General features: G+C 40.6%; 26 protein-coding genes and 1 pseudogene. 12 read left to right on the top strand and 15 right to left on the bottom strand.

The window, feature by feature from the left end; all coding sequences use genetic code 11:
* Positions 1–118 precede the first annotated feature (118 nt).
* The 4 genes from ACE1CC_RS34825 to ACE1CC_RS34810 form a co-directional block, all read right to left on the bottom strand.
* Positions 119–742, bottom strand: a complete 624-nt coding sequence (locus tag ACE1CC_RS34825) for a MarC family protein (protein ID WP_413275012.1) — start codon at positions 740–742, stop codon at positions 119–121.
* A gap of 108 nt (positions 743–850) precedes the next feature.
* Entirely contained in the window at positions 851–967 is a 117-nt protein-coding gene (locus ACE1CC_RS34820; RefSeq protein WP_413275011.1) for a photosystem I reaction center subunit VIII, read from the bottom strand.
* A 106-nt stretch (positions 968–1,073) separates the two neighbouring features.
* Complete coding sequence (locus tag ACE1CC_RS34815) at positions 1,074–1,583, bottom strand: photosystem I reaction center protein subunit XI (RefSeq protein WP_413275010.1); 510 nt, start codon at positions 1,581–1,583, stop codon at positions 1,074–1,076.
* A 219-nt stretch (positions 1,584–1,802) separates the two neighbouring features.
* Complete coding sequence (locus tag ACE1CC_RS34810) at positions 1,803–2,711, bottom strand: LysR family transcriptional regulator (protein ID WP_413275009.1); 909 nt, start codon at positions 2,709–2,711, stop codon at positions 1,803–1,805.
* A gap of 110 nt (positions 2,712–2,821) precedes the next feature.
* On the opposite strand from ACE1CC_RS34810, the gene ACE1CC_RS34805 reads away from it, so the two are divergent.
* The 4 genes from ACE1CC_RS34805 to ACE1CC_RS34790 all read left to right on the top strand — a co-directional run bounded on the left by ACE1CC_RS34805 (position 2,822) and on the right by ACE1CC_RS34790 (position 5,527).
* The gene (locus ACE1CC_RS34805) at positions 2,822–3,196 is read left to right on the top strand and encodes a hypothetical protein (protein WP_413275008.1); all 375 of its coding nucleotides are present in this window, start codon (positions 2,822–2,824) and stop codon (positions 3,194–3,196) included.
* Positions 3,197–3,398: 202 nt separating this feature from the next.
* A complete protein-coding gene (locus ACE1CC_RS34800) occupies positions 3,399–4,103 on the top strand; it encodes a DUF4079 domain-containing protein (protein ID WP_413275007.1) in 705 nt (234 codons plus the stop codon).
* Between the two features lie 15 nt (positions 4,104–4,118).
* Positions 4,119–4,472, top strand: coding sequence for a cupin domain-containing protein (locus ACE1CC_RS34795; protein WP_413275006.1), 354 nt, complete (start codon positions 4,119–4,121; stop codon positions 4,470–4,472).
* Between the two features lie 8 nt (positions 4,473–4,480).
* Positions 4,481–5,527 (top strand): DMT family transporter, encoded by a 1,047-nt coding sequence (locus ACE1CC_RS34790; RefSeq protein WP_413275005.1) that lies wholly within the window; start codon positions 4,481–4,483, stop codon positions 5,525–5,527.
* Positions 5,528–5,619: 92 nt separating this feature from the next.
* Here the strand turns inward: ACE1CC_RS34790 and ppsA are convergent, their stop codons facing one another.
* Complete coding sequence (gene ppsA / locus ACE1CC_RS34785) at positions 5,620–8,058, bottom strand: phosphoenolpyruvate synthase (protein ID WP_413275004.1); 2,439 nt, start codon at positions 8,056–8,058, stop codon at positions 5,620–5,622.
* A 140-nt stretch (positions 8,059–8,198) separates the two neighbouring features.
* On the opposite strand from ppsA, the gene ACE1CC_RS34780 reads away from it, so the two are divergent.
* Entirely contained in the window at positions 8,199–8,468 is a 270-nt protein-coding gene (locus ACE1CC_RS34780; RefSeq protein ID WP_413275003.1) for a hypothetical protein, read from the top strand.
* A 19-nt stretch (positions 8,469–8,487) separates the two neighbouring features.
* Here ACE1CC_RS34780 and ACE1CC_RS34775 read toward each other — a convergent pair.
* The 3 genes and pseudogenes from ACE1CC_RS34775 to ACE1CC_RS34760 all read right to left on the bottom strand — a co-directional run bounded on the left by ACE1CC_RS34775 (position 8,488) and on the right by ACE1CC_RS34760 (position 10,558).
* Positions 8,488–8,821: pseudogene (locus ACE1CC_RS34775) on the bottom strand (DUF5615 family PIN-like protein).
* The gene (locus tag ACE1CC_RS34765; protein ID WP_413259318.1) at positions 8,818–9,042 is read right to left on the bottom strand and encodes a DUF433 domain-containing protein; all 225 of its coding nucleotides are present in this window, start codon (positions 9,040–9,042) and stop codon (positions 8,818–8,820) included. The pseudogene ACE1CC_RS34775 and the gene ACE1CC_RS34765 overlap by 4 nt, the downstream one beginning before the upstream one ends.
* 94 nt (positions 9,043–9,136) lie before the next feature.
* Positions 9,137–10,558 carry an NB-ARC domain-containing protein gene (locus ACE1CC_RS34760; RefSeq protein ID WP_413275000.1) on the bottom strand — a complete coding sequence of 474 codons (1,422 nt, stop codon included), beginning with the start codon at positions 10,556–10,558 and terminating at the stop codon, positions 9,137–9,139.
* 689 nt (positions 10,559–11,247) lie between these two features.
* Here ACE1CC_RS34760 and ACE1CC_RS34755 point away from each other — a divergent pair.
* Positions 11,248–12,960: an alpha-amylase family glycosyl hydrolase gene (locus tag ACE1CC_RS34755; protein ID WP_413274999.1), complete on the top strand. Its 1,713-nt coding sequence runs from the start codon at positions 11,248–11,250 to the stop codon at positions 12,958–12,960.
* 437 nt (positions 12,961–13,397) lie between these two features.
* A complete protein-coding gene (locus ACE1CC_RS34750; protein WP_413274998.1) occupies positions 13,398–14,915 on the top strand; it encodes a hypothetical protein in 1,518 nt (505 codons plus the stop codon).
* A 211-nt stretch (positions 14,916–15,126) separates the two neighbouring features.
* On the opposite strand, the gene ACE1CC_RS34745 is transcribed toward ACE1CC_RS34750, so the two are convergent.
* Positions 15,127–15,477, bottom strand: a complete 351-nt coding sequence (locus tag ACE1CC_RS34745; RefSeq protein WP_413274997.1) for a hypothetical protein — start codon at positions 15,475–15,477, stop codon at positions 15,127–15,129.
* 23 nt (positions 15,478–15,500) lie between these two features.
* Positions 15,501–15,830: a papain fold toxin domain-containing protein gene (locus ACE1CC_RS34740; protein ID WP_413275028.1), complete on the bottom strand. Its 330-nt coding sequence runs from the start codon at positions 15,828–15,830 to the stop codon at positions 15,501–15,503.
* A 218-nt stretch (positions 15,831–16,048) separates the two neighbouring features.
* Here ACE1CC_RS34740 and ACE1CC_RS34735 point away from each other — a divergent pair, with 218 nt between their 5' ends.
* Positions 16,049–16,291 carry a hypothetical protein gene (locus ACE1CC_RS34735; protein ID WP_073595551.1) on the top strand — a complete coding sequence of 81 codons (243 nt, stop codon included), beginning with the start codon at positions 16,049–16,051 and terminating at the stop codon, positions 16,289–16,291.
* The gene (locus tag ACE1CC_RS34730) at positions 16,278–16,730 is read left to right on the top strand and encodes an HNH endonuclease (RefSeq protein ID WP_413274996.1); all 453 of its coding nucleotides are present in this window, start codon (positions 16,278–16,280) and stop codon (positions 16,728–16,730) included. Before ACE1CC_RS34735 ends, ACE1CC_RS34730 begins: the two co-directional genes overlap by 14 nt.
* A gap of 73 nt (positions 16,731–16,803) precedes the next feature.
* Here the strand turns inward: ACE1CC_RS34730 and ACE1CC_RS34725 are convergent, their stop codons facing one another.
* The 3 genes from ACE1CC_RS34725 to ACE1CC_RS34715 form a co-directional block, all read right to left on the bottom strand.
* Positions 16,804–17,289 (bottom strand): DUF3368 domain-containing protein, encoded by a 486-nt coding sequence (locus ACE1CC_RS34725; RefSeq protein WP_413274995.1) that lies wholly within the window; start codon positions 17,287–17,289, stop codon positions 16,804–16,806.
* A complete protein-coding gene (locus ACE1CC_RS34720; RefSeq protein WP_413274994.1) occupies positions 17,286–17,534 on the bottom strand; it encodes a UPF0175 family protein in 249 nt (82 codons plus the stop codon). The genes ACE1CC_RS34725 and ACE1CC_RS34720 overlap by 4 nt, the downstream gene beginning before the upstream one ends.
* Before the next feature lie 297 nt (positions 17,535–17,831).
* Complete coding sequence (locus ACE1CC_RS34715; RefSeq protein WP_413274993.1) at positions 17,832–18,224, bottom strand: hypothetical protein; 393 nt, start codon at positions 18,222–18,224, stop codon at positions 17,832–17,834.
* A gap of 760 nt (positions 18,225–18,984) precedes the next feature.
* On the opposite strand from ACE1CC_RS34715, the gene ACE1CC_RS34710 reads away from it, so the two are divergent.
* The 3 genes from ACE1CC_RS34710 to ACE1CC_RS34700 all read left to right on the top strand — a co-directional run bounded on the left by ACE1CC_RS34710 (position 18,985) and on the right by ACE1CC_RS34700 (position 23,140).
* Complete coding sequence (locus ACE1CC_RS34710) at positions 18,985–19,185, top strand: hypothetical protein (protein ID WP_413274992.1); 201 nt, start codon at positions 18,985–18,987, stop codon at positions 19,183–19,185.
* A gap of 202 nt (positions 19,186–19,387) precedes the next feature.
* Positions 19,388–22,141 (top strand): bifunctional acetate--CoA ligase family protein/GNAT family N-acetyltransferase, encoded by a 2,754-nt coding sequence (locus tag ACE1CC_RS34705; RefSeq protein WP_413274991.1) that lies wholly within the window; start codon positions 19,388–19,390, stop codon positions 22,139–22,141.
* A gap of 291 nt (positions 22,142–22,432) precedes the next feature.
* Complete coding sequence (locus ACE1CC_RS34700) at positions 22,433–23,140, top strand: choice-of-anchor E domain-containing protein (protein WP_413274990.1); 708 nt, start codon at positions 22,433–22,435, stop codon at positions 23,138–23,140.
* 113 nt (positions 23,141–23,253) lie between these two features.
* On the opposite strand, the gene ACE1CC_RS34695 is transcribed toward ACE1CC_RS34700, so the two are convergent.
* Positions 23,254–24,141 carry a metal ABC transporter permease gene (locus tag ACE1CC_RS34695; protein ID WP_413274989.1) on the bottom strand — a complete coding sequence of 296 codons (888 nt, stop codon included), beginning with the start codon at positions 24,139–24,141 and terminating at the stop codon, positions 23,254–23,256.
* A 158-nt stretch (positions 24,142–24,299) separates the two neighbouring features.
* Positions 24,300–25,097, bottom strand: a complete 798-nt coding sequence (locus ACE1CC_RS34690) for a metal ABC transporter ATP-binding protein (RefSeq protein WP_413275027.1) — start codon at positions 25,095–25,097, stop codon at positions 24,300–24,302.
* Positions 25,098–25,121 lie beyond the last annotated feature (24 nt).

The raw sequence follows: 25,121 nt of genomic DNA, 5'->3' as shown, positions 1-25,121 counted from the left end.
GGAAAAAAAATCCTTAACTGAACCGTATTGATTTAAAGCCAGGAAATATTTCATCAGCAGCCAAAATTTTGAGAGAAGTTGCCGCTTCACTCAAAAGTTTGCTGAATAGTTGCATAATTTAAGGAGCCGAAATGAAAAACAAAGCCCGAATTCCAGCACTGCCAATTTCTATTGCTAAAGCTGCTAACAAAAAGCCCAAAATTTGGGTAATAATTATCGCGCCTTCTGCACCTAATAAATGGTCAACGCGAGTAGATTGCCTGACAATTACCCAAGAGATAAACATGGCAGTAATTATTCCCAAAGCAACACTTAAACCCGCTTCAGGAGATTCCGACATTAACACCATGACTGTTGAAAGTGTACCAGGCCCCGCTAACAAAGGGAAAGCCAAAGGAGTAATAGCCACATCTCGTTCTGGCTCCACAATTGGTTCATCTAATTTCCCTTCCAACATTTGCAAAGCAATTAACAGCAATAACAGACCTCCAGCTACTTGCAAAGAACCCATACTAATGTGTAAATAATTGAGAACTGTTTGTCCAACCAGAGCAAACAAAAGTAGCACCCCTGTAGCAAACAAAGCTGCTTTATTAAACACTTTATTTTTTTGCTCGGGTTCCATTCCTTTCGTTAAAATCAAAAAAACAGGTGCATTTCCCAAAGCATCTGCTAAAACAAACACAGCTACAAAAGATTTAACAAAGGTAGAAATATCAATAACTGAAATATCAATAGCCATAGATACAGAAGTAACAACTACTTAAAGGGTAAAAAATCCCTTACCGTTTGGCAAGGGATTTTCAGAAATTGAAAGTTATATTCGAGTCTGCCTTAGACAGAACTAGAATTAAGCTTCGCTCTCAATGTAGATAAACAACAGACCCATTACCACGGCTGGTAGGAGCCAGGTAACTACGGGAATGAGAATCCAAGGCAAGAAAGAAGCGGCGTATGAACCTGTCATTTCAGAATCTCCAAAAAGGTTAAAGTGATTTTTGCCAAATTGATTATCTGACCATGTTACTGACAACAGATAAAAAAATCTCCGTCAGTTTACCAGAGACAGAGGTTTAGTTGTGGACAATACCCCGGAAGATAGCGTCTACAACGTTGAAGTTTTCCAAGAGGAAAAAGGCAACGAAAGCGCCACCCATTGCACCAACAAAGAAACCAGCAGTCAACTGACTCCAACCTTCAGCAGTTTTCAGTGGCTCAGGAGCTTGAGGATTATTGCTGGGTATGGTGCTGGCATTTTCTTGGAAAGAAGCCAATCCGTAAACAGACATACAAGCGGTAGCGATGAGAATCAACGCTAAACCAGAGATTAATCCGCCTAAGTTAGCAGCTTCGCCATAATCACGTAATGGCCCAAGCTTAATCCAAGGGCCAATCAGGAAGTAGCCGTGAGCCATGCCAATCTCTAAACCTCGGAGGATAGGAGATAAGCCTTTGCGGTAGGCTGGCAAATTGCCGATGAAAGTTTTGGTAAAAGCGGAATCACTGATGGGGGTGGACAAGTGACCTACAAAAGGATCACCATTATAGGCTTTAACGACCTCTGCATCTCTAGGATCGGCCATACTTAATATTCCTCTTTGTTTGTTTGGAAATCTACAGAAGAACTTAAGCTCATATTCTAAGCAAATGAAGGTTATTTCATTACATAATGAGTGTTCAGCTTTAAAAAAGTTAATCTTACGGACTGAGCAACTCGCAAAACTTTACGATTTAGACATTGACAAAAATGGTACTTTGTGGATAGATTGATTTGAGTCGATCGCAAATACCCAGTTTGGGACTCAAACCCCTAACTCCGAAACCCAAGGATCGAGCTTGAATTCTGCGGCTAAAAAGTCTCTAAAACATAGTATTTTTGCCGGATAAAAACGACTCCGACGATAAACCGCATGAATTTGTAAGGGAGTTGGCTGATAATCTGGTAACACCACCTTGAGATCGCCTCGGTAAATTTCGTCACCAAACATCCAGACAGGCGCGATCGCAATTCCCAAACCCGATAACACTGCGGCGCGAATAGCAACAGAACTATTAGTTTGAAAAGAACCCCCGACTCGCACCTTAATAATCCCATTTTTTCCTTGAAAATGCCACTCATTGCCCGTTGTCAGACGAGTATAAACCAGACAATTATGATGCACTAAATCATCTGGGTGTTGCGGTTCTCCTGCTTGCTCAAAATAACTTTTTGTTGCTACTGTAACGCGGCGAGTTGTGCCGATGCGATCGCTAATCAGAGAACTATCCAAACGATTACCAATGCGGATCAAAAGATCTAAACCATCTTCTACCATGTCCACAAAATGATCCGCCATCATCAGATCGATTTTCACATCAGGATAGCGTGCCATAAAAGCTTTTAAACGGGGAACAATCTGCATTTGCCCAAAAAGTACAGGACAACCCAAGCGTAAAATTCCTGTCGCTCGTTCTTTCCCTGCTAAACTTGCCTCAGCTTCCGCAACAGTTTCTAAAATTTGCTGACAGTATTGATAATACTTCTTACCCTCTTCCGTCAAACTCAAATTCGTAGTAGAACGAGCGATTAACTGCACTCCTAAATATTTTTCTAAAGCCGCAATTTGTTTACTAATCGTCGGTTGGGTTGTCTTTTGTTCCCGCGCCACCGCAGAAAAACTATTCATTTCGATCGCCCGAACAAAGGTTTGCATACAGGCAATTCGATCCATACTGCACCTATTCCAAAATGGCATATAGCATATTCTATTTTGCCTACTTCTCAAAGAAATTTAAATAGATGATGATATGGTAATCAGGCATTCTCACCATTAATACGTAAATGTTAAAACTTAAATCCCTCAGTCCTTTGTTCGCTTCCTTAGCTCTCGCTAGTGTTATTAGTGTGGGAGATTTAGCGAGCAATAGCTTTTTGCTCAAAAGTCAAAATTTAGCTGTTGCTCAGGAAATGACGGCGCAGCAAAAGATCGACATTATTAATAAAAGCAAAGGACAAGTTGGTAGTGGCGATCAATTGCGAAGATTCTTCTATGGTGATTTATTACCATTAGCAGTACAACCAGGTGGAGCAGGTATGGTGGTAAGTCTTTATAACAAAGCTAACGATGTTACCTTCTCTTACTGTGCAACTTATGATGTCGTTGTAGCTATAAAAAAAGGAAGAGTAGCGATGTTTCCCGCCAATGAAGTTAAGTAATTAACTATTAATAAAGCAATAAAATTTACTGCTATAAGGGAACTTCGGAGGAATTTTGAGTTTTCTTGCACTCCTGAGCTCCCGCCTCCATTCTTCGTTCCCAGGTTGAACCTGGGAACGAGGATCTGGGAGGTTCCACCTCCAGGAGTGCAAGATCTCAGTAAACTTGCCTTATAAATAGTGAACTAAGGGAGATTTAAACATGGAAGTTCAAGATATTTTTGCGTTATTACATCCAGCGATCGCCATTATAGTCGTATTTCCCTTAATTGGAATTGTGTCAAATCGTGCCCTACTGACTCGGCAACGTCGTCTGCAAGTTGCTAATGGGCAAAAAAGTAAAATTGCGCCAGTGGTAGGTTCGGAGCACGTAGCGATCGGTAATTGGTTAAGTGGCGCAGTAGTCGGGGTTACTCTATTAGGAATGGCTTATCCCATTTTCTCAAAAATTCTCAGTAACAACAGCTTAACTAAAGAACCTTTTCGAGTCTTTTTTATCATTGCTATTTTCCTGTTAACCATTGCTTCTTTTGCCTTAGTTTTTAAAGCAAAGGGGAAACTAGGGCGGGGTATTTTTGCCAGTTTCACGGGCATGGGACTGATTATTTTAGGCTTTCAGCCAGAAATATTTCGGCGGGATAATGAATGGTTTATTTCGCATTTTTATTATGGTATAATAGCTGCTTTATTGATGGTTTTTTCAGTGGCGATCGTCCAAGATATTTATCAGGATAGACAAAATCGCTGGCGCACCGTTCATATAATTCTTAATTGTTTTGCTCTACTGCTGTTTATCGGTCAAGGAATCACTGGTGCAAGGGATTTACTAGAGATTCCCCTTCATTGGCAACAGCAATATATCTATAAATGTGATTTTACTAACAAAACTTGTCCTCAACTTAAATAAAATGGTAATTAAAAAATGCTCAACCCCAGAATTTTTGCCCTAGAAGCTCATGTGCGTTTCTCCGAAGAAGCCGCTACGGTGACTGAAATTATTCAGACTGAAAATTCTAGTATCGCTATTTGGGGAGTCAAGCCTGGACAAATTGTACAAGCTCATTCTCACCCCAATGGACAAGATACTTGGGTAGTGCTTCGAGGCACTTTGACCTATTATTTAGGTAATAATCAAAGCCAAAGCTTGAATGCTGGTGAAGTCGCTATAGCGGAAAAAAACCAGATTCATGGGGCGGTGAATGAAAATAATGAAGATGCTGTGTTTGTCTCCATTTATTCTGCTCCCCAAATTGGCTATCAAATAGCATCACCTTAATTAACAGCATGAAAGTTGCCAATAAAATCTATAACATTTTAATTAGAGTCCCTAGCCCAATATATCTTGGGATTGCTGTTTTGATTTTTGCAGCTTCTAATTCAGTCACTCGGAAAATAGTTGAAATTGGCGAAAATCATGCTATTAATGGCAGAAATCCGATCTCACTTTGCAATGTTTTATTTGTGGGTAATATTTGCGCTTTGGGTTTAATGACTCTAATTTTTTATAAAGATTGGCAACCGCATATTCTCAAAAATTTGACTCGTAAAGATTGGATTAGTTTAACGATTACAGGTATTTTATCAGGAGCGATCGCACCCGCGCTAATTTTTGCCGCCCTAGAACAAACAAACGTTACCAATATCGTTATAATTGGGCGCATCGAACCAATTTTAACCCTTGTATTGAGTGTTTGGCTGTTAAATTCACGGGTTAACTTTTGGGCAAGTGGAGGTGCTTTAATCTCCTTAATTGGGGTGATAGTAACTGCTTTTTTAGGAAGTTCAGAGCAGATGATGACGATGGGAGGATTTCAAATTGGCAAGGGAGAAATTTTTGTAGCGATCGCTGCTATCATTGGTTCCATTTCCACCGTCTTTGGTAAACTACAATTACAATCGATTCCCTTGGGAATTTATACAATTTATCGTAATATTCTGGGGACGGTGATTTTTTTCCTATTAGCTATTTGGCTTTACGGGTTAAACCATTTTGCAGAAGTTTTCTCTCCTTTCCTGTGGCAATGGATGCTCATCTATGCAGCGATTATTGTTGTCATGGGTCAATTATGTTGGTTGGCAGGTTTAAAAAATGCGACTTCATCAGAACTCAATTTAGCCAATTTATTTAATCCAATTGCAGCGATTATAATGGCTTTCTTGATTTTAGGAGAAGTTCCTACTTTAGCGCAATATTTAGGGGGAAGTTTATTGTTTATTGGGTTGATTTTGGGTTTTGTTGGCAACCTCCATGAAGCTAAAACAAGTCGAGAATTAGCTAAACTCAGTCCTCGTGAAGCTATGGAAAAACCGATCGGTTTCCGGGGAGTTTAAGAGAAGAGAAATAAAAACAAGAAAATGGGGCGACTACTACCAGCAATCTCCCCATTAAAATTCTAGTCCTCAAACAAACTTTAAAACTTGTTTTATTCCTGCATTTTTTCCACTTCTGCTACCATCAACAGCGTTTTCAAAAGTGAATCAGGATTCAAACTCATCGAATCAATTCCCAACTCTACCAAAAACTGAGCAAACTCAGGATAATCGCTAGGTGCTTGACCACAAATTCCAATTTTGCGGTTATGTTTTTTCGCAGAAGTAATTGCTAATTCTACCATTCTTCGCACCGCTTCATCCCTTTCATCAAACAAATGAGCAACTAAACCAGAATCTCGGTCTAACCCTAAAGTTAACTGAGTCAAATCATTAGAACCAATAGAAAATCCATCAAAAACTTCGCTGAATTTATCTGCCAAAATCACATTACTGGGCAATTCGCACATTACATAAACTTGTAACCCATTCACACCCCTTTCTAATCCATGTTTCGCCATTTCAGCTAACACCTTGCGACCTTCAGCAGGCGTGCGACAGAAAGGAATCATCAGAATCACATTCGTCAAACCCATTTCATCCCGGACTCGTTTCATCGCCCGACATTCCAAAGCGAAAGCTTCCTGATATTTCGGGTCACAATAACGAGACGCACCCCGCCAACTTAACATCGGGTTTTCTTCTTCCGGTTCAAACAATTGACCGCCCAAAAGATTGGCGTATTCATTACTCTTAAAATCGCTCATCCGCACAACTACAGGTTTGGGATAAAAAGCAGCCGCAATTCTTCCCACACCTTGGGCTAATTTATCGACAAAGTAATCAGGTTTATTTTCGTAAAGGGCTGTCAGTTTAGCTAAGGGAACCTTAATTTCATCATCCTCGATTTTATCGTAATTAATTAAAGCCAAAGGATGGGCTTTAATGTGATTGGCAATGATGAATTCTAAGCGGGCTAAACCAACACCATCGTTAGGCAAAGATGCAAAACGAAAAGCTTCTTCCGGGTTGCCCACATTCATCATAATTTTCGTGCGAGTTTGGGGCAAATTTTCTAAAGCAACTTCCTTGACTTCAAAAGGTAATAAACCTTCGTAAACTCTTCCTTCTTCCCCTTCGGCACAGGAAACGGTAATTTCTTGACCTGTTTTTAAAACTTCCGTAGCATCACCACAACCGACTATTGCCGGAATTCCCATTTCTCGCGCAATAATTGCAGCGTGACAGGTACGACCACCTTTATTAGTAATAATGGCGCTGGCTTTTTTCATGATTGGTTCCCAGTCGGGGTCGGTTTTATCTGTTACTAAAACTTCCCCTTGTTGGAACAATTCAATTTTCTGCACATCTAGCATGATTCGGGCTTTTCCTTGCCCAATTGCTTCGCCAACACTCCGCCCAGTTACTAATATATTGCTGTGTGCTTTCAACTCATAACTGCGAATCAGATTTGCGGCTTTTTGAGATTGTACAGTTTCGGGTCTGGCTTGGACAATAAATAACTCTTTGGTAATGCCATCTTTCGCCCATTCAATATCCATTGGGCTGTAAGTTCCGCGTACATTGCTGTAGTGTTCTTCAATGACGCAAGCCCATTTTGCTAGTTGTAAAATCTCGTCATCATCTAGGGCAAATTGTCGCTGTTCCACATCAGGAACGCGCTCATTTTTCATGTCTTTGCAGCCGCCGTCATCACAAACTAATCTGTATTCTTTACTTCCCAATCTTTTGTCTAAAATTGGGCGATGTCCATCTTTTAAAGTGGGTTTGAAAACCAAGTATTCATCGGGGTTAACAGCACCTTGAACGACATTTTCTCCTAGTCCGTAAGCAGCAGTAATTAAGGTGGCATTTTTAAAGCCTGTTTCTGTGTCGATGGTGAACATTACCCCGGAAGAAGCTAGGTCGGAACGTACCATTTTTTGAATGCCAACGGAAAGGGCAATGCTAAAATGATCGAAGTTTCTTTGATGACGATAAGAAATGGCCCGATCGGTAAATAAAGAAGCAAAGCATTTATGACAAGCTTGTAATACACTAGCCAAACCTTGTACATTCAGGTAAGTTTCCTGTTGTCCGGCAAAACTTGCATCGGGTAAGTCTTCAGCAGTAGCGGAAGAACGCACAGCTACTTCGGTGTTTTCTCCATAGCGATCACACATTTCCTGATAAGCTTTAGCAATAGCATTCCGCAAATCTGTCGGAAACGGAGTATTTAACACCAAAGTCCGCGCTTGTTTACCAATTTCCCGTAAACTATTCACATCTTCCACATCCAACTGGGCGAAAAGTTCCCGCAGTTTCTCTTCTAATCCTGCGCCTTGGATAAAATGACGATAAGCATAAGCAGTAGTCGCAAAACCTCTGGGAACATTGATTCCTTTTGCAGTTAATTCCCGAATCATTTCCCCCAAAGAAGCATTTTTCCCACCAACTAAAGCAATATCATTAATTCCCACTTCATCAAACCACAGAATTAAAGCTTGTTCCTTAGCGAATTGGAAAAGTCTTTCCTGAATTGCTCTAACCATGAGTAGTTCCTCTTGGTAATCAAGTAAAATTTTGGTAAATGATAAAATTGCCCAGGTTTTAGGCAAAAAAACTCCTAGTCAATGCTTCCTAACTATTAGGAAACATCCTAAATACCTACTTATTTTGTTAACAACTTGATTTGAAAGAACGATCGCAAATCGATCGTCCTTATAGCCCTAGTGTAGCGATCGATACAGAAACCAGCATGAAAAAACCATCTTTTGTAATTTTTCTTGTAATTTCTTTGGGATCGCTGTCTAGTTCTGCTTCTATGGTATACTGGTATACAGATTTTTGCCAAGTTTATGGTTTTACCAGGCGAAATATAAGGGATCAAGCGGTAAGAGGTTGGGGATCAACAGGTAATGAAATCGTGACAAGTGGTAATTGTGCCTTTGTACCCACCTGAAACCGAGTTCCTAAAACATTTAATACAGGGTAAAAATGCCTAAGTTTTGGTCTTGATTGAAGTTTTGAATATCAACAAAGTTAGTTCTCAAGATTGTTTCAATATCTCCAGTACTACAGTTTCCCCGCCTCATCCAAATCACTTTCGGCGGGAAACCGCGCCGAATTACAATTTCGTTAAAATCTGCGTCTTTGGTGACAATTATATAGTCGTTATCGCGAGCATATTGCCACACTTCTTGGTCTGGTACTTGGTCAAGTCCCAACAATAAAGAGGTGACTGGAATTAGGGAAAAGATCGGCTAGTCGATTGATTAAGCGAGGGGATAAGTTGTGGTCAAACAATAATTTCATGTTTTCACAATTAAGGTTTGCCGTTCACGGTCAGCTGCATAACTAAGACAAGCTAGAATATCTTCTTGAGTCAGATAAGGAAAGTCTTCGAGAATTTCTTGATAGGTCATTCCAGAAGCGAGGTAGGATAGGACATCATAAACGGTGATTCGCATTCCCCGAATACAAGGTTGACCGCTGCGTTTTCCCGGTTCAATGGTAATGATTTCTGAGTAGTTCATGGTTGAAAAATTTGAATTAGCTTAATGTTATTACATGATAAGGTTCTGACGCAGCCTACACACTGAACCGAAAATTGCTGTATTTCTGCCAGAACTAGCTTGCTACTTGATGTTGAGGCTTTTGATCTAGAAAAGCGATCGCCTGAAAATTACCCTTCTTCTCTTCCACAAAAGAAGATTTAACATATTCAATCAACATTGGTTGGATATGAAACACACCTGCTTTGGCTTCAATCCACGATCGCCCTTGTAAAAATTCCAAAGTTTCCAGAAGTGTTTGGGAAGAAACAGAAGATTCGATTTGGGAGCGCAACTTGGAAAAAGAAATTGGTTGCCAATGCTTTACCATACATTGAATTGTGGCTTTAGCCGTATCCGACAAATTTTCAAATTCTTGGTCTAAATAGTTGAGAACTGTACCGAAAACAGTAACTTTTTGATCTAAAAATTCAGTGATGCTACCATTAAATAACTGTTGAATTGTTGTAGCAATTCGGTTGAGAACCAGAGGATTTCCGGCATAGAATTCGACTAAGCGATTCCAGTTATCTTTTGTTCCGCTAAAACTTCCTTTGGTGTGGAAAAGTTTTTCAATGTCTGTTACCTGTAATCCCTGAAGACGGAATACCCGCACAGGTCTTGTCTTACCTTCCAGCGGGGTAATTTGGTGTAATTTAACTCGGCTAGTTAAGATTAAGCAACTTTGATGAGTCGCTTCCCCCACTCTCCTCAACAACTGACAGTATCCGCCCTTATTTGGGTGGTGAAGACAGATACCGTCTCGACAGGTCATTTTTGGGATACAGTCTTGGAGAATTTTGTCAGCGCCGTCTAAAATCAGTAAGCAACGGTGATGTTGCAAATAATGAATCAGTCGAGAAATTTGGCGATCGCATGATTCTGGTAGTTCAGTTTCTTTGCCATTGGATAGGATGGCGATTAAGTCTGTGAGGAGATCGTGGAGTGGGGAAGTTGGGAAGAGCGATCGACAAATCACAAACTCAAAGTTATCCTGAATTTGTTGAGCTAACTTCACCGATAAGTAAGTTTTACCCATTCCTGTCATACCTAAGAGGGTGACTAGGCGAGAGCGATCTTTGACAATCCATTGCTCAAGCGTTGCCAGTTCATCTGTACGCCCGTAAAACTCTGAGACATCGGGAGCTTCACCCCAATCTACACAATTTTGAACTGTCAAATTTGCAGTTGGAATTTCTCTATTATCTATTTGAAAATCGAAATCTGGCTTGGCAAACTGATAATCATCAGATTCAAGTTGCAGGTTAAAAGTTTGGAAACAGCACTTGAGGGTTTTTTTATCAACTCCCACTTCAAAGGCAAATACCTTTGCTATAGTGTCTGGATCTAAACCTGTGCGAAAACCTAAAGCTTCACGGGTATAACGTTTATCAAAATTATCATTCATTTCAGATTCGGATTTAGCATTTTCGAGTTTCTGCAATCCTTGTTGCGTGAGGATTACACCACGTTTACGGCCCCGTTTTTGAAGTATCATCGGAAACCTCTTGAATTTATAAATGAATGTTTTATCGATCGGCAACATTGCTCGTCTGTAGTGCATCAGTTAAAATGCGCTAGCAAACAGGAGATAACTTACATTTTTCGCTGCAAACATGGCTTAAGCGCCGAAATCTACCAGGTTATCTACAACTCAAAAAGGTGGTTATCTTAAAAATTGCACCCATTCAAAAAATTTCTTAAAGAACTCTGGGTAGAAACACAGATGCGATGCCCTACTTCAGACTAAAACCAAATCAGAGATCAAGGTGTGAATATGGGAATTTACCTACCTATTCCCATATTACTCGCCTTTTTCTGTTTGTAAAGTTAAGTAATTTAACGGACTTTCCTTAACTTCGGTATTGTGAAGGGCTGAAGTTAAGGGAAAGAATGGCAAAGTGGTTGCGATTTAATGGGTGCGATCGCCTATCAAGACCACAGTTCCGTTATTCTGTTTTAGCAGACTCATGCTGGATCGATTCATTCTTCTGGTTTGGATCGCATTATTACCGTAGTTAAGAAACTTTTTCTGACTTTAACTTCGTTCTTAAATTCCTAAATTTCGGTTGTTTAGACCGAACTGAATTTGCATACTAGACAGGTGCAGGCAACTTTTCAAAACAGGATTTTACTAGCTTTTTTTTGATGAGTGCGATCGAATTAGTTTAATTTTTTCATAAAACCATGAATTATCCAACTTCAATTAAAGAAATAGATTTAAGTCCGATTCCTGGGAAACGCTATTGGAATTGCGATCGGGAATGGCGAGAAGAGTTCGTTTACTTCCTATTAGTAGATCGCTTTCACGATGATTTAAACCGCATCCCCGTTAATACATCTTCTCGTTCTACTGGTAGCGGAAAACAAGCTCAACTGAAAAAATTTTGTGGTGGCAAACTCAAAGGAGTTAAAAATCACTTAGATTACATTCAAAACTTAGGCTGCACCGCCATTTGGTTAAGTCCCATTTTTGAAAACAACGATGCTCCTAATCCAAACTCGGACAAATATCACGGATATTCAATTCAAAACTATCTAAATATAGACCCCCGCTTTGGTACTAAAGAGGATTTAATCGATTTAGTAAATGCAGCCCACGATAAAGGAATACGAGTTTTCCTCGATGTCGTTGTCAATCACTCAGGAGATAACTGGTATTACCCTAATAACCAAGACTATTATTATTACCAAGATTGGCAATTTCCTCTCGGAGATTGGCGACAACAAGACCGACCAATTCCCCAGGAACTAAGAAACCCAGATTATTATCATCGCCGGGGTCAAGTTCGGAATTGGGATGCTTATCCTGAATGTCAGCGCGGTGATTTTTTGTCACTGAAAGACTTCAATAATGATGAAGATCGAGCAGGTAGAGAACTGCAAGAAATTTTGATCAAATCTCACTGCTACTGGATTCGAGAAGCAGACATCGACGGATTTCGCATGGATGCAGTAAAACACATGGGTGAATTGGCGATATCTCGCTTTTCTTCGGCAGTACGAGAATATGCCTACAGCTTGGGCAAAAAGTGGTTTTTCCTGTTTGGTGAATTAATTGCTCAAGATACCATAGTAGACCGTTATATTGGTGCTAATACTGCTACGACAGTAGGTGATAGAACCGTTTATTTTGGTCTTTCATCAGTCCTAGATTTTCCCCTTTACTGGACTTTACCAAATGTTATTAAAGGTCTAAAAAAGCCTAGTGATTTAATTGATCGATATGAATCGCTCAGAAATTCAGCATTGAATCGAGGAGAACTGGGACGATATCGAGTAACTTTTGTTGATAATCACGATCAGATTGGCTCAAATCCCAAACGGCGATTTGCCACTGATGCACCTGATAAACAAGTAATTGCAGGGATAGGTTATCTGCTTTGTGCGATAGGAATGACTTGTATTTACTACGGAACTGAGCAAGGTTTTTCTGGTGAAGGTTATGATGATGAATTAATTCGGGAAGCGATGTTTGATTTAGAAAATCCCCAGGTTAATTATCTAAATCAGCAATGCAATATTTACCAAGAAATTGCCAAAATCGCGCAGATTTATCGACACACAGAACCTTTGCGGTTTGGTCGAATGTACTTCCGAGAAATTTCTGGTAATGGTCGTGATTTTGGCTTACCTCAAGGACACCCTTGTACCCTGGCATTTTCTCGAATTCTCGGTTACGAAGAGATTTTGATAGCCTACAATACATCGATTACCGAACATCGGGCAGATTTTGTCATGGTTGATAGTAACCTGCAAAAGAAGGGAGGTGAAATGAAATTCCTTTACGGCAAAGAAGGTACGGTTCCGATTTTAAGCCATCCCGATCCTAACAATCCTTCGTTATTTGTAAAACTCGAACTTGAGCCAATGCAGTTTGTAATTTTGCGTGGTTTGTAGTTTGGATGATGAAAGTGCGTTCGCGCAGCGTGCCGTAGGCAATCGATCTTTCTTTAGATGTGGAAGGCGATCGCACTTTTTTGTTGCTTGGGATTTTGTTTTTTTAGGTCGATCGCTGCTCTGGAGATACTGGTTAATGAGTGCGATCGATCTAATTACACATTAGGTTAACCTGAAGCCTTTAAAACACATAGAAAACCAGAAATCGGATGTATAAATAATTTTGTGCAGGTACTTAATAAACAAAGCGTGATGTTGATCCAGATAACGTCCATAATAACGATTTTAGAATGATTTGAGGCTTGAAGATAGAAGATTATTAAATTAGTTGCTAAGTTACTTAATTTCGGTTGTTAAAACTAGGCTAAAAGAACAAAATTAAATTCAAGGTTCAATGAGTTTTTCAGCAAGCCCTACATAAGAGGTTAATAAAAACCATGCCACAGTCTATCCCTTACGATCCATCATTAACACTAGGAAACTTGGTTCCTGAAAAAAAGATGAAAGCTCTTATTGAAATATCAGAGTTGCAACGACCAATTGATGAATTGGAAAATGCCATGAATTCGAGCATTGAGGTACGGAGAAGCCTTGACTTGACCATTTCTGAAATGATCAATCTTGGTATTGATACTAGTGACCTCGACAAGGCACGGGTCGAGGCTGATAAGGCTGTTCTTGACTCTGCCAAGGTATACGCAACCAAACGAGCTGAGAGCGTGAAAACAATAGCTGAGAAAAAAGGTGCAATTGGTGCTATTTCGACTAGTATCGAAAGCCCTATTGACTATAATAAAACACAGATAAAGAAGATGCCTCTCTCTTCTGATTCGTTACGAATGAATGCACAGTATTTCTCGTTTGAGCAACAAAAGCAAAATGCTGAAATCACAATCAACCAGGCTAAAGCGTTTGTAAGCGCAATGACCAGCTTCCTGGGGACGAAAAGGTCAGCAGATATAACAACTGCTGTTGGCACACAGATGGCAACCCAGAAAGCAACAAATGATCTTGAAGGGACGCTTATTATAACAGTAACCTGTACCCATAAGGATGCTGCACTTCTTGCTCCCTTTGTGCTTGATGTTGATAAGGCTATCAGAGCGTGGAATTCTCTTTGTGATGAAGGAGATATCCCAAAAGACAAAAGAATTAAAATTGATGATGTGAAAAATTTTCAGACTATCGCCAAGGAAGAAGGTACTACAGATGAGGCAAAGTTGCATCTGTTGTCAGGTGTCACATATGGCTCCAGTTTTATTGGCATGGTTCATGTTCTTAAATCGTCAAGTTCTCAATCAAAACAGAATGTGAGTACTGTTGCAGCATCATTGCAGGCACAGATGGAAACTGGAAACTGGTTTGCTAGTGCATCTGGTGGTTTTGGAATAGATGCGTCCTTTGCCAACGATGTGAAAAGTTTACTAAGCTCTCAGTCTTTGACCTCTACTGTAAGCATTATTACGATGGGATCAATTCCTGTTATTAAGTCCAATGAGATCCAAATGGGTGTCCAAAAATTTGCTGACTTTGATCCTGCAAAAATGATGGATAAATTGGCAGTAGCAGCTAATGCTACTAACAGCGAACAGGCTTCTGTAGCTGAGAGGGCTCAGTCTGCTAGAACTGGTGGACAAATGTTGGCTATTCGCGATGCTGAGATCAAATCTGTCGTAACTGGACTAGCCCCCATTGACGAAAGAAAAAATAAACTGCTGGATACAGATACCTTAATGACAGCGTTTGAAGACTATGTTAATAAAGCCCTTGCTGGTAATTTGGGTGTTCCGATTAAATTCTACTTGAAATCCATCACACGCGCACAGCTAGCGCAAATGTGGGTTGCTAAATACTATCCCAATCGATACTTGATGCTTCAGGCTGATGACACACCAGTTAATCCGCCTTCCCCTGTGCCTCATAATGGGCCTATACCTACACCTACACCTGTCTAACAAACCTATTGGAGCAGCTGGCAATAAACTTTGTTGTGTTGCAAAGGTTATTGCCAGCCGTTCAATAGCAATTGTGCGATCGCTTACTTCATCATTGTATCCTGAGCGATGTTTACGACGGGCTACGCCTACGCATTTCTTCCGTTTACTGACTGTTTCTCTTCAAGTGCGATCGCTTCTTTCAATGAGTGCGATCGCTATTTTAGATATCTCACAACATCCTGCCACTCTCAACCCGTTTCTCATCAAATTTTCTAACTTTTTCCTGATTAACAAACTCTGCAAATAACCTAAAAAAGCGATCGACTGCACTGCGTTCATCAGCGGAATGGAAAAGCAAAATACTTGCCCATAATTGTCCCGTTTCCACCTGAAATTTCTGACGTATCCATTGCAAAAACTCTTGAAATTCAGCCTCCTGTTCCGTCAAAGGTACGCCAAGTTCGCGCCTAGCAAAATAGTATCCATCCAAAAATGCTTGAAGACTGAAAATAGAATGTCTGCCTAAATACATGGCAGGTCTTTTTTCAATCTTTTTTAATAAATCATAGAAACTATCCATATCCAACTCCCAAAAAGTTAACTCTAAAACATCTGTTCTGTTATCTGAAATTCTCTCCCAACTTCCAGAATAGGCGAATAAAGATTTTGCATCCAAACCGAGCGAGGAATTCCTTCAGGGTGAATGTTGTCAATCACAATTTCCTCTCCCTCAATTTCAACTACAACTGCTTCATGGTGTCCAGTAGTGGAAATCAGTTCACCTACACTATCATCATAAATACGTCCGTAGAGGGGATCTTGTGAACCAGTATCCAGCTTGATATGCTTTCCCTGAACTCCCCGTTCTACCAAAAATTCTTTGATAGCTCTAGCACAGGGAATACAATCAAAAATTCCAAAACCACTGGCGATCCTAACAACTTCTGGAAAAACTGGATTGTTACTACTAATTTCACCTTAATTAGCCTTTGCGGTATGGGAAAAAATCAGCGATCGCTATATTAGGCGATCGCTGTCCCGTTGGATAACGCCCTCAATTCGGTAATCTCATTGCCACTGCCAAGAAAGCTATAATCTCGTTAAAGCGCAGATGTTCAACGTCTATCCATTCCATTCTGACAGGGGTAAACATGGTTACAACTCTGGGTAAGCCGTCCTCACTAATTCATGAAATTCAGATGGAAAAAGTGGGAGATTGGGCGCTATTCAAATTCAGTGAATCTCTTCAAAACCGAATGGAAAGTTTGCTAGAAAAAAAGAAAGCGGATCAACTTACTCCAGATGAAGTTGCAGAATTAGACACAATTGGAGAGTTGGATCGGATTTTTACTCATATTAACGCTATGCTTGCTGCCCAAAATGCCAATCAATGATGTAGCAAAGCTTGCCATACGCCAACGAGCTAACTATTTGTGTGAATACTGTCATTCGCCAGAACGCTTGAGCGCAAATCGGTTCACGATCGATCATATTATCCCGAAATCTCTGGGCGGCTCCGACGAAATCAATAATCTTGCACTTGCCTGTCGTCGTTGTAATGAGAGACGGTATAACTTTGTGGCTAGCGTCGATCCAGAAACCCAGGAAATTGTCCCGATTTTCAATCCTCGTCAGCAAAAGTGGGAGGAACATTTTATTTGGCTAGATAACGGAGTAGTGATTCAAGGGATTACACCGATCGGTCGAGCAACCTGCATCCGCCTTGATTTAAACGATACACGCTATCCAGAGAATGATTCTATCCGAGCAACCAGACGATTTTGGATTCAAACGGGGTTACATCCTCCAGCAACCGATCCATCCCAGATTTGAAGACCCGTACCCGCGATTTAACTATCTATGAGCGATCGCGCAGCGTGCTCTTTAGCGATCGCCAAATAGAAATCTACTCCCCTGCTTGCTGCAACACCCTTTGATAGAGTTCATCACCGATCCAAAACCCCGCCTGTGTCATCAGACTATCCATCAACGATCGCACGTCTGCTATTAACTGTCGCTGCTTTGCCATTAATAACACTCCCAAAACCCCTGTAATTGTCAACCCCAACTCCAGAGCGATCGCTCTTCCTGCGGCATCATCAATCAACACCCGTTCTGCTGATACCTCTAATGCCAGCGCCAACGCTTCTGCTTCCCCAAAGTCAACCTTGCGCCGAAATTCTGCAACCTGCGATCGATCTCCAACCTGCTGCACCCGAAACCATGATAGCGTTTGCACTTCCACCGTTCCCGGAACTGGATTTGGTAATACCGTCAGTTCATTGTAGACAGCTTGAGGAATGACAATTTCACCGAAAAGTTGATGGAGCAAATCAAGTCGATCGATCGCAGCTAGATTAGTAATAGGTGAAGTATTACAAACAACCCTCACAAATCCCCCAAAGCTCTAAGTTGAGCAATTTCTGACTCAAATCCTGCCATATCATCAAATACTGGGATTTGCCGCTGTGCTAACTCTCGCTGAAATTCAATCAAGGGCATTTCTGCCAATTCTCGTGCTTTACTGAGTCCAAGTTTTTGCTGTTGATATAGTAAGATTGCCAACTCTAGCTTTAAGTCAGACTCCGACATATTGGCTGCTTGCAAAATTTCATCAGAAACCAGCACGCTCATCATAAGCTCCTAACTAATCATGGAAAGTTACCCTTGCCTTTGTCTGTTTTCATTTTAATCAAAGGGAACATCTCAAATCATTCATCTTTAGAGATCGCATTTCTTCTGTTTACTGACTATTTCTCTTCAAATGCGATCGCGCAGGGTGCTCTCTTGCGTATCGCCCAGCGTACTCTTTAGCAATCGCCAAATTAAAAACCTTGCCTGCTAGTGAACAAGATGCGTTGGCGTAGCCTGCCATAGGCATATCGCGGCAATGATTCTCGAAGGACTTGAAGACGATCGGCGCTGGGATAGCGATTAATCGAGATCGCGTTCGTAGCTGTAAATGACTTTCTCCCAATACCAGTCTTCTGACCTACCAGGATTTTTCAGTTTTTCTGCATTGACTAGCCGCAACCCTGTATCTAAATCACCCTTTACAAGAGTCAGGAGCTTTTTCTTTAGTTTTTCGCTGGGTTGAGGACTAACATTTTGTTGCTGGCTGCCGATATTCTCTCTCCCAACTACATTGTCAAAATCTTGGGAAATTTTTTCACACGCAATTTTACCTTCATCGATCAATTCATTTGCTAGTTTTTGCGCTTGCTCTCCCAGTTCTTTGAGGTTTTTAGTCGTCTCCTCAGCAGCCAAGCTAGCTACTCCAACTCCAAAGTAAAAAGTTTTTTGAACCAAATCAGTAAAGTCTTTCATGATAGTTCCAGCTGTGTATATTTAGAATTTATTGAAAGAAAATTACCGGATTGAGGCGAAAGCTTTGCTTCCAGGTAGAGTGAGTTCACAGTTGTCTAGACCTGCAATCAAGTTGTATTTTAAACACCTTCAGTTTTCGGTTGATATGTTCACTAACAATCTTGAGTCCAGCTAGCTCCCGAATGTAGCAAAGGTTTGCCTTTTCTTTCCTGTCTGTATAAAAGTATATCTATATAAAAATCAAAGAAAAAAGGGATTTTTACAAAAATTATCCTGAAGTTGATAAATCTGGTAAGTTCTTTTTAGTGAGACGCACAAATTTATTCCTCTAGCCAAAATCTGATCTACTGGAGGTAGCGGAAATCTATTAGATCGATCGCTACCCTTGCCCCGTCCAATTTCAACAATTATATCTGTTCTTCCCGATCGCTGTTTTCCTGTGAGCAGGTTGAGAACCAAAAGCAGCTTATGTACCAGGAAGAGAAACTATTTCCCAATTTCCCTGCTAAAGCACAAATAGTATTCTAGAACACCGACAGCTGCAATAGTTTTGCTGTATGAAAAATTAATTAAAAGCTATTTTCCCCAAGATTGTAAACAGCAATACATTTGTTCATAGCTTATTGTAAAGTTATATAAACAAATGCAATTTTTTGCGTACAAACTCAACTAATTATGCGTGATCTGAAAAAAACTCTTGCATAATTTACTCAAATCGGCACAATAAATTGCTAATAAAAATAAACAGGAAATGTCCTCTATGAAAGCGTCAAACAGCACAGCCTCAACCTGTAGGTGTTGTCATTACTACAAATTAACTGGAAGACGTGGTGGATATTGTGAAATGTTGGGTGTATCAGTAAGAGGGGAATGGAAAAGTTGTCATTTAGCAATTGTAAAATTTGCTGCTGATTACAAAAATTTGCCAGCAAACCGAGAGTTAGCTAATCAGCAAACATAAAGAAATTCCCTAAAAATTCAAGAAATCCTGTTTGAAAATTGTATAATGGATCAACTTAAACGCTACTAAAATGTGGCGTTTTTATTTGATTTGTTAACTTATTAGTAAAGTATTCTATCCAACCGACAAGGGGAAAACAAAATAGTTAAATTGGAGAAGAGGCGGCGACTCAAAGAAATGAGTTGATCAAGAGGAACGCTCAATGCAAACTTATATAAAACCAACTACCGACCCAGCACATGATGTGTTGAGATATGAACATCAACCATTAGATGCAATTTTTGCGCCAAAAAATGTTGCCGTAATTGGCGCAACAGAAAAATTAGGTAGTGTCGGACGGACAATACTGTGGAATTTAATTAGTAGTCCCTTTGGTGGTACAGTTTTTCCGGTTAACCCAAAACGCCCCAGCGTATTAGGAATTAAAGCTTATCCCAGCATCGGAGAAGTTCCTGAAAAAGTAGATTTAGCGGTAATAGTTACACCTGCTCCCACTGTACCAGGAGTAATTAGCGAATGCGTGGATGCGGGAGTTCAGGGTGCGATCGTAATTTCCGCAGGCTTTAAAGAAATTGGCGCACAGGGAGTAGAATTAGAACGGCAAGTACTCGAACAAGCCCGTCGCGGTAGAATGCGAATTATTGGGCCAAACTGCCTGGGCGTAATGAATCCAGTTTCGGGATTAAATGCCACCTTTGCCAGTAAAATGGCCTTACCGGGAAATGTTGGCTTCATCAGTCAAAGTGGCGCACTTTGTACCGGAATTTTAGATTGGAGTTTCCAAGAAAACGTCGGTTTTAGTGCCTTCGTTTCCATTGGTTCCATGCTAGATGTAGGTTGGGGCGACTTAATTTATTATTTGGGCGATGACCCCCATACTCAGAGCATTGTAATCTATATGGAGTCGATCGGAGATGCGCGATCGTTCCTTTCCGCAGCCAGAGAAGTTGCCTTAAGTAAACCAATTATAGTGATTAAAGTCGGACAAACTGAAGCCGCCGCCAAAGCCGCCGCCTCTCACACTGGTTCACTTACAGGTAGCGATGAAGTATTAAACGCCGCTTTCCGTCGCAGTGGAGTCTTACGAGTCAACACCATTGACGACTTGTTTAATATGGCAGAAGTTTTAGCCAAACAACCACGTCCCAAAGGTAAACGCTTAACTATTCTCACCAACGCCGGGGGCCCAGGAGTATTAGCTACTGATGCTTTAATTACAGGTGGGGGAGAACTGGCGGAACTTTCTTCGGAAACCGTTGAGAAACTTAAACCAATTTTGCCAGCATCAGCTAGTACTCACAATCCGATCGATATTTTAGGAGATGCAGACCCAGAACGGTACAGCAAATCTCTAGAAATTGCTCTAAAAGACCCGAACAGTGATGGAATGTTAATAGTTCTCACACCTCAAGCTATGTCTGACCCGACAAAAACCGCCCAGGATGTGGTAGAACAACTGAAGACAACCCCAGTTAAGGGCAAACCAATTTTAGCTAGTTGGATGGGTGGGCAAGAAGTAGCAGCAGGGGAAGCTATTCTCAACCGCGCCAGCATTTACACTTTTCCTTATCCTGACACAGCTGCTCACGTATTTAACTTGATGTGGCAGTACAGTTATAATTTGCGGGGTATATATGAGACTCCGATATTACCAGACAATTGTGGGGAAAAGGCGTGCGATCGTATCCTAGCAAAATCCATAATTAACTCAGTCAAACAAACTGGTAGAACCATCCTCACCGAATACGAATCTAAACAACTACTCGCCAGCTACAACATTCCCACAGTTCCCACCGAAATAGCCACTACCGAAGAGGAAGCAGTTAGTCTTGCCGAAAAAATTGGTTATCCAGTAGTTCTTAAACTCTATTCCGAAACCATAACCCACAAAACAGACGTAGGCGGAGTCAGGTTACTACTAAAAGATGCCGAAACAGTCAGAGGTGCTTATCGTGGTATTCAGTCAGCAGTAGCCGAAAAAGTCGGTGCCCAACACTTCTTAGGCGTAACTGTGCAACCAATGTTAAACCTCGAAGGTTACGAAATTATCATTGGTAGCAGCGTAGACCCACAATTTGGCCCCGTGTTACTGTTTGGTACAGGTGGACAACTAGTAGAAGTTTTCAAAGACCGGGCTTTAGCATTACCGCCTTTGAATTCTACCTTAGCAAGGCGGATGATCGAACAAACCAAAATCTACACCGCCCTGAAAGGAGTTCGCGGTCGTCCACCAGTTGACTTAGCCAGATTGGAACAGTTATTAGTACAATTCAGCTTGTTAGTAGTCGAACAACCTTGGATTAAGGAAATTGACATTAACCCGCTACTAGCATCGCCAGACAGGTTAATTGCTCTTGACGCTCGCGTAGTTCTGCACGACTCTGAAATTAGCGAAGATAAACTGCCAAAACCAGCTATTCGCCCCTATCCCACCCAATATGTTGCACCTTGGACGATGAAAGATGGCACAGAAGTTACTATTCGTCCCATCCGTCCCGAAGATGAACCTTTGGTGGTCGATTATCATAAAATGGTTTCCGAAGAGTCAGTTTATCTACGTTACGCACATTTGGTAAAACTGAGTCAGCGAACAACTCACGAAAGATTATCGCGGATTTGTTTTATTGATTACGATCGCCAAATGGCATTAGTAGCAGAATACAATAACCCCGAAACTGGACAAACCCAAATCATCGGCATCGGCAGATTAAGCAAATTACATGGTACAGATGAAGCCGAATTTTCCATGTTAATTGCTGACAAATATCAACATAAAGGTTTAGGTACAGAATTTCTGCGGCGACTATTACAAATAGCCCGTGATGAAAAGTTAAACCGAGTGACTGCGGATATTCTCACTGATAATATGGCAATGCAACGCATCAGTGAGAGATTAGGTTTCCGGGCAGAACGTATTTTAGGTGAACCAATGGTGAAAATGATTCTTGATTTGTAAAATAATCACGGCATCAAGAATTAGTAAACGCGGAGAATTTTTTGGATAATTCTTCGCGTTTTTTGTTTAATCCAACACTTGCATATAATAGAGTATTGTGTTGACGGATCGGATTAACATTACTTATAACAGTAAATTACGAGGTGTGGAATTTACGTACAAACAATAAAAAGCTCAAATCTTTATGGCATAAGCTTTACAGCAACTTTAATTGCTTAGCTTCATCAAATCTTTAAAAAAAATCCAAAAAAACCGCAATATACTTTATTTGATTTGAGGGCTAACAAGGTAATGAAAGCAAAAGTTTTATCAGCGATAACTAGGGCTAGTACATTTACTGGTATTCTCGCGACTACCACAATTGCTAATGCAGCAACCCTCACCTATACTGCTGCATACGAAAAAACACCAACAGACATCACAAATGCAGCCATTAGTATCCAAAAGTTTGATACATCTCTAGGTAAGCTAAACAGTGTAACGTTAGAGTTCACTGGCAGCATGATTGGAGATGCCCGATTTGAAAACGAAGATACGCAGCCTCAACAAATCACAGTAAACCTCTCCGGTTTATTAACATTGGCTATGCCAAATAATCAGACTCTGTTCGAGTTAAGTCCCGAACAAGTTACAGAGTATAATGTAGCCAAATTTGACGGGAATACAGATTTTGGAGGAACTTCTGGTCAAAAAATTGAGGGAATCCAAGAGCAAAAAATTGACAGCACAACTTTAACAGATACTAACTCTTTAGCAGCATTCGTCGGTAATGGTACTGTAGATTTTTCCTTTTCAGCTAAAGCTAAATCATCGGTTACAGGTTCCGGCAATATCGTCTCTGGAATTCGTACCTACGCTAAAAGTAATGTGAAAGTAATCTATGATTACACCATTGAAACACCGAGAAAAATTCCTGAATCTTCGACGCTATTGGGTTTAGGTTTAATCGCTGGGGTTGGTTTACTTTCTCAAACAAAGAAAGCTTTGAATAAGCTTTAAAACCAAATAGGGTGGGTGAATCCCACCTGCAACTATTTGGGTTGTTTATTTACCTGCCAAACTTGTGATTAAAGACTGTCAGGGGATTTTAGATGTTAAAATTTAGAGACTTGTTAACGAAATAGTTGTTTCAATTCTCGCCATAAGGATGATTGTCCCAACTTTAAATCTTTCTGAGTGAAGATGCCGTAACTGGGGCTAAAGAGTAATGCTAAGATAAAAAATCCTGATGCGACTAAGACAATGGCAGGCCCAGAAGGTAAATTATAAAAATAGCTGAGATACATTCCCGAAATACTGGAAAAAATCCCTATTCCCGCACCTAAAATCATGACTTGATGCAGGCGTTTGACTAATAAATATGCCGTCGCACCGGGAGTAATTAATAATGCTAAAACTAAAATTACTCCCACTGCTTTCATACTAGCAACTATGGTTAAAGCGATGAGTAACATTAAACCAAAGTTGAGGAGATTTACTGGTAAACCTGCGGCTTGTGCGCCTAGCGGATCGAAGGTGTAAAAGAGTAGTTCTTTGTAAAGTAATCCTACCACAAATAAGATGATAGCGGCAATAATTGCGGTGTCCCAAACTTCATCAAAGGTAACTCCTAAGATATTGCCAAATAAAAAGTGATTGAGGTCGATTTTGTTGCTTTTTTGGATGATGGTAATTAAGGTTATACCAAGGGCGAAAAAAGCGGAGAATACTATCCCCATTGCGGCATCTTCTTTGATGGGCGATCGAGTTTTGATAAAAGCGATCGCCATCGTACTAATAACTCCGGCAATAAAAGCGCCAATAAAAATATTAGCACCTAACATAAAGGCGATCGCTAATCCCGGTAACACGGAATGACTAATGGCATCTCCTAGCAAAGCTAGTCTTTGTACCATTAAATAACTACCAACAACCGCACAAATTAAGCCAACTAATATGGCGATAATTAGCGATCGTTGCATGAAGCTATATTGTAATGGTTCAATTAAGGCTTCGAGCATAGATTATTTATTATTAAACCGCAAAGGACGCAAAGAACGCGAAGGAAAGAGAAAGAAAGGTATTTAGCACCAGACAAATTAATTTCCAAAAACATCTGTGTTCATCTGTGGATATCTGTGGTTAAAAAATATCCAAAGCTTAATTTTAGGTTAGATGCTTAAGCTGCTTTTCCTTGAAAAAAGATTACTTGTCCTCCATAAGCGCGATAAAGATTTTCTTGGGTAAATACTTTTTCTCTAGAACCTGCGGCAATTAATTCTTGGTTTAATAAAATTAAATCATCAAAATGAGTAATCGACTCACCTAGATCGTGATTCACAACTAAGACAATTTTGCCTTCGTTAGCTAGTTCGCGGAAAATTTCAAATAGCGCCGCTTCCGTTTTTTGATCTATGCCAGCAAAGGGTTCATCAAAACAGAAAATTTCTGCTTCTTGCGCTAACGCCCTAGCTAAGAATACCCTTTGTTGTTGACCTCCTGAAAGTTGTCCAATGGGTCGATCGCGAAAAGCACTCATTCCCACTCTTTCTAATGCTGTTTGGGCAATTTGGCGACTAACATTAGAAAAGCGGCGAAACCATCCCGTTTTTCTGACTCTACCCATCATGACTACATCCCAAACTGTCGCTGGGTAAGTCCAGTCTATTTGCGATCGCTGCGGTACATAGGCAACTTTTGCTAACTGATCCATCAAAGGTTGATTTTGATAAATTGCTGTACCGCTACTAACCGGAATTAACCCCAACATCCCTTTTAACAAGGTACTTTTTCCCGCACCATTCGGGCCAATAATACCTGTAACTCTACCACAATTCAAGGTAAAACTAACGTCGCGCAATGCCTCTACCGTGCGATACTTGACTCCCAAGCGATCGACCGTAATCCTGGGAATATCCCTAACATGGCAAATTTGCTGCGTCCAGTGTTCATCGGTGGGTAAGCTAATTGTTCTCATATCTCGATTCGATCGTACTTCTCT

Source organism: Floridaenema aerugineum BLCC-F46, from assembly GCF_041929345.1.
In the GTDB taxonomy this organism is placed as follows: Bacteria; Cyanobacteriota; Cyanobacteriia; order Cyanobacteriales; family Aerosakkonemataceae; genus Floridanema; species Floridanema aerugineum.
This window is presented reverse-complemented; position numbering and strand designations above follow the sequence as displayed.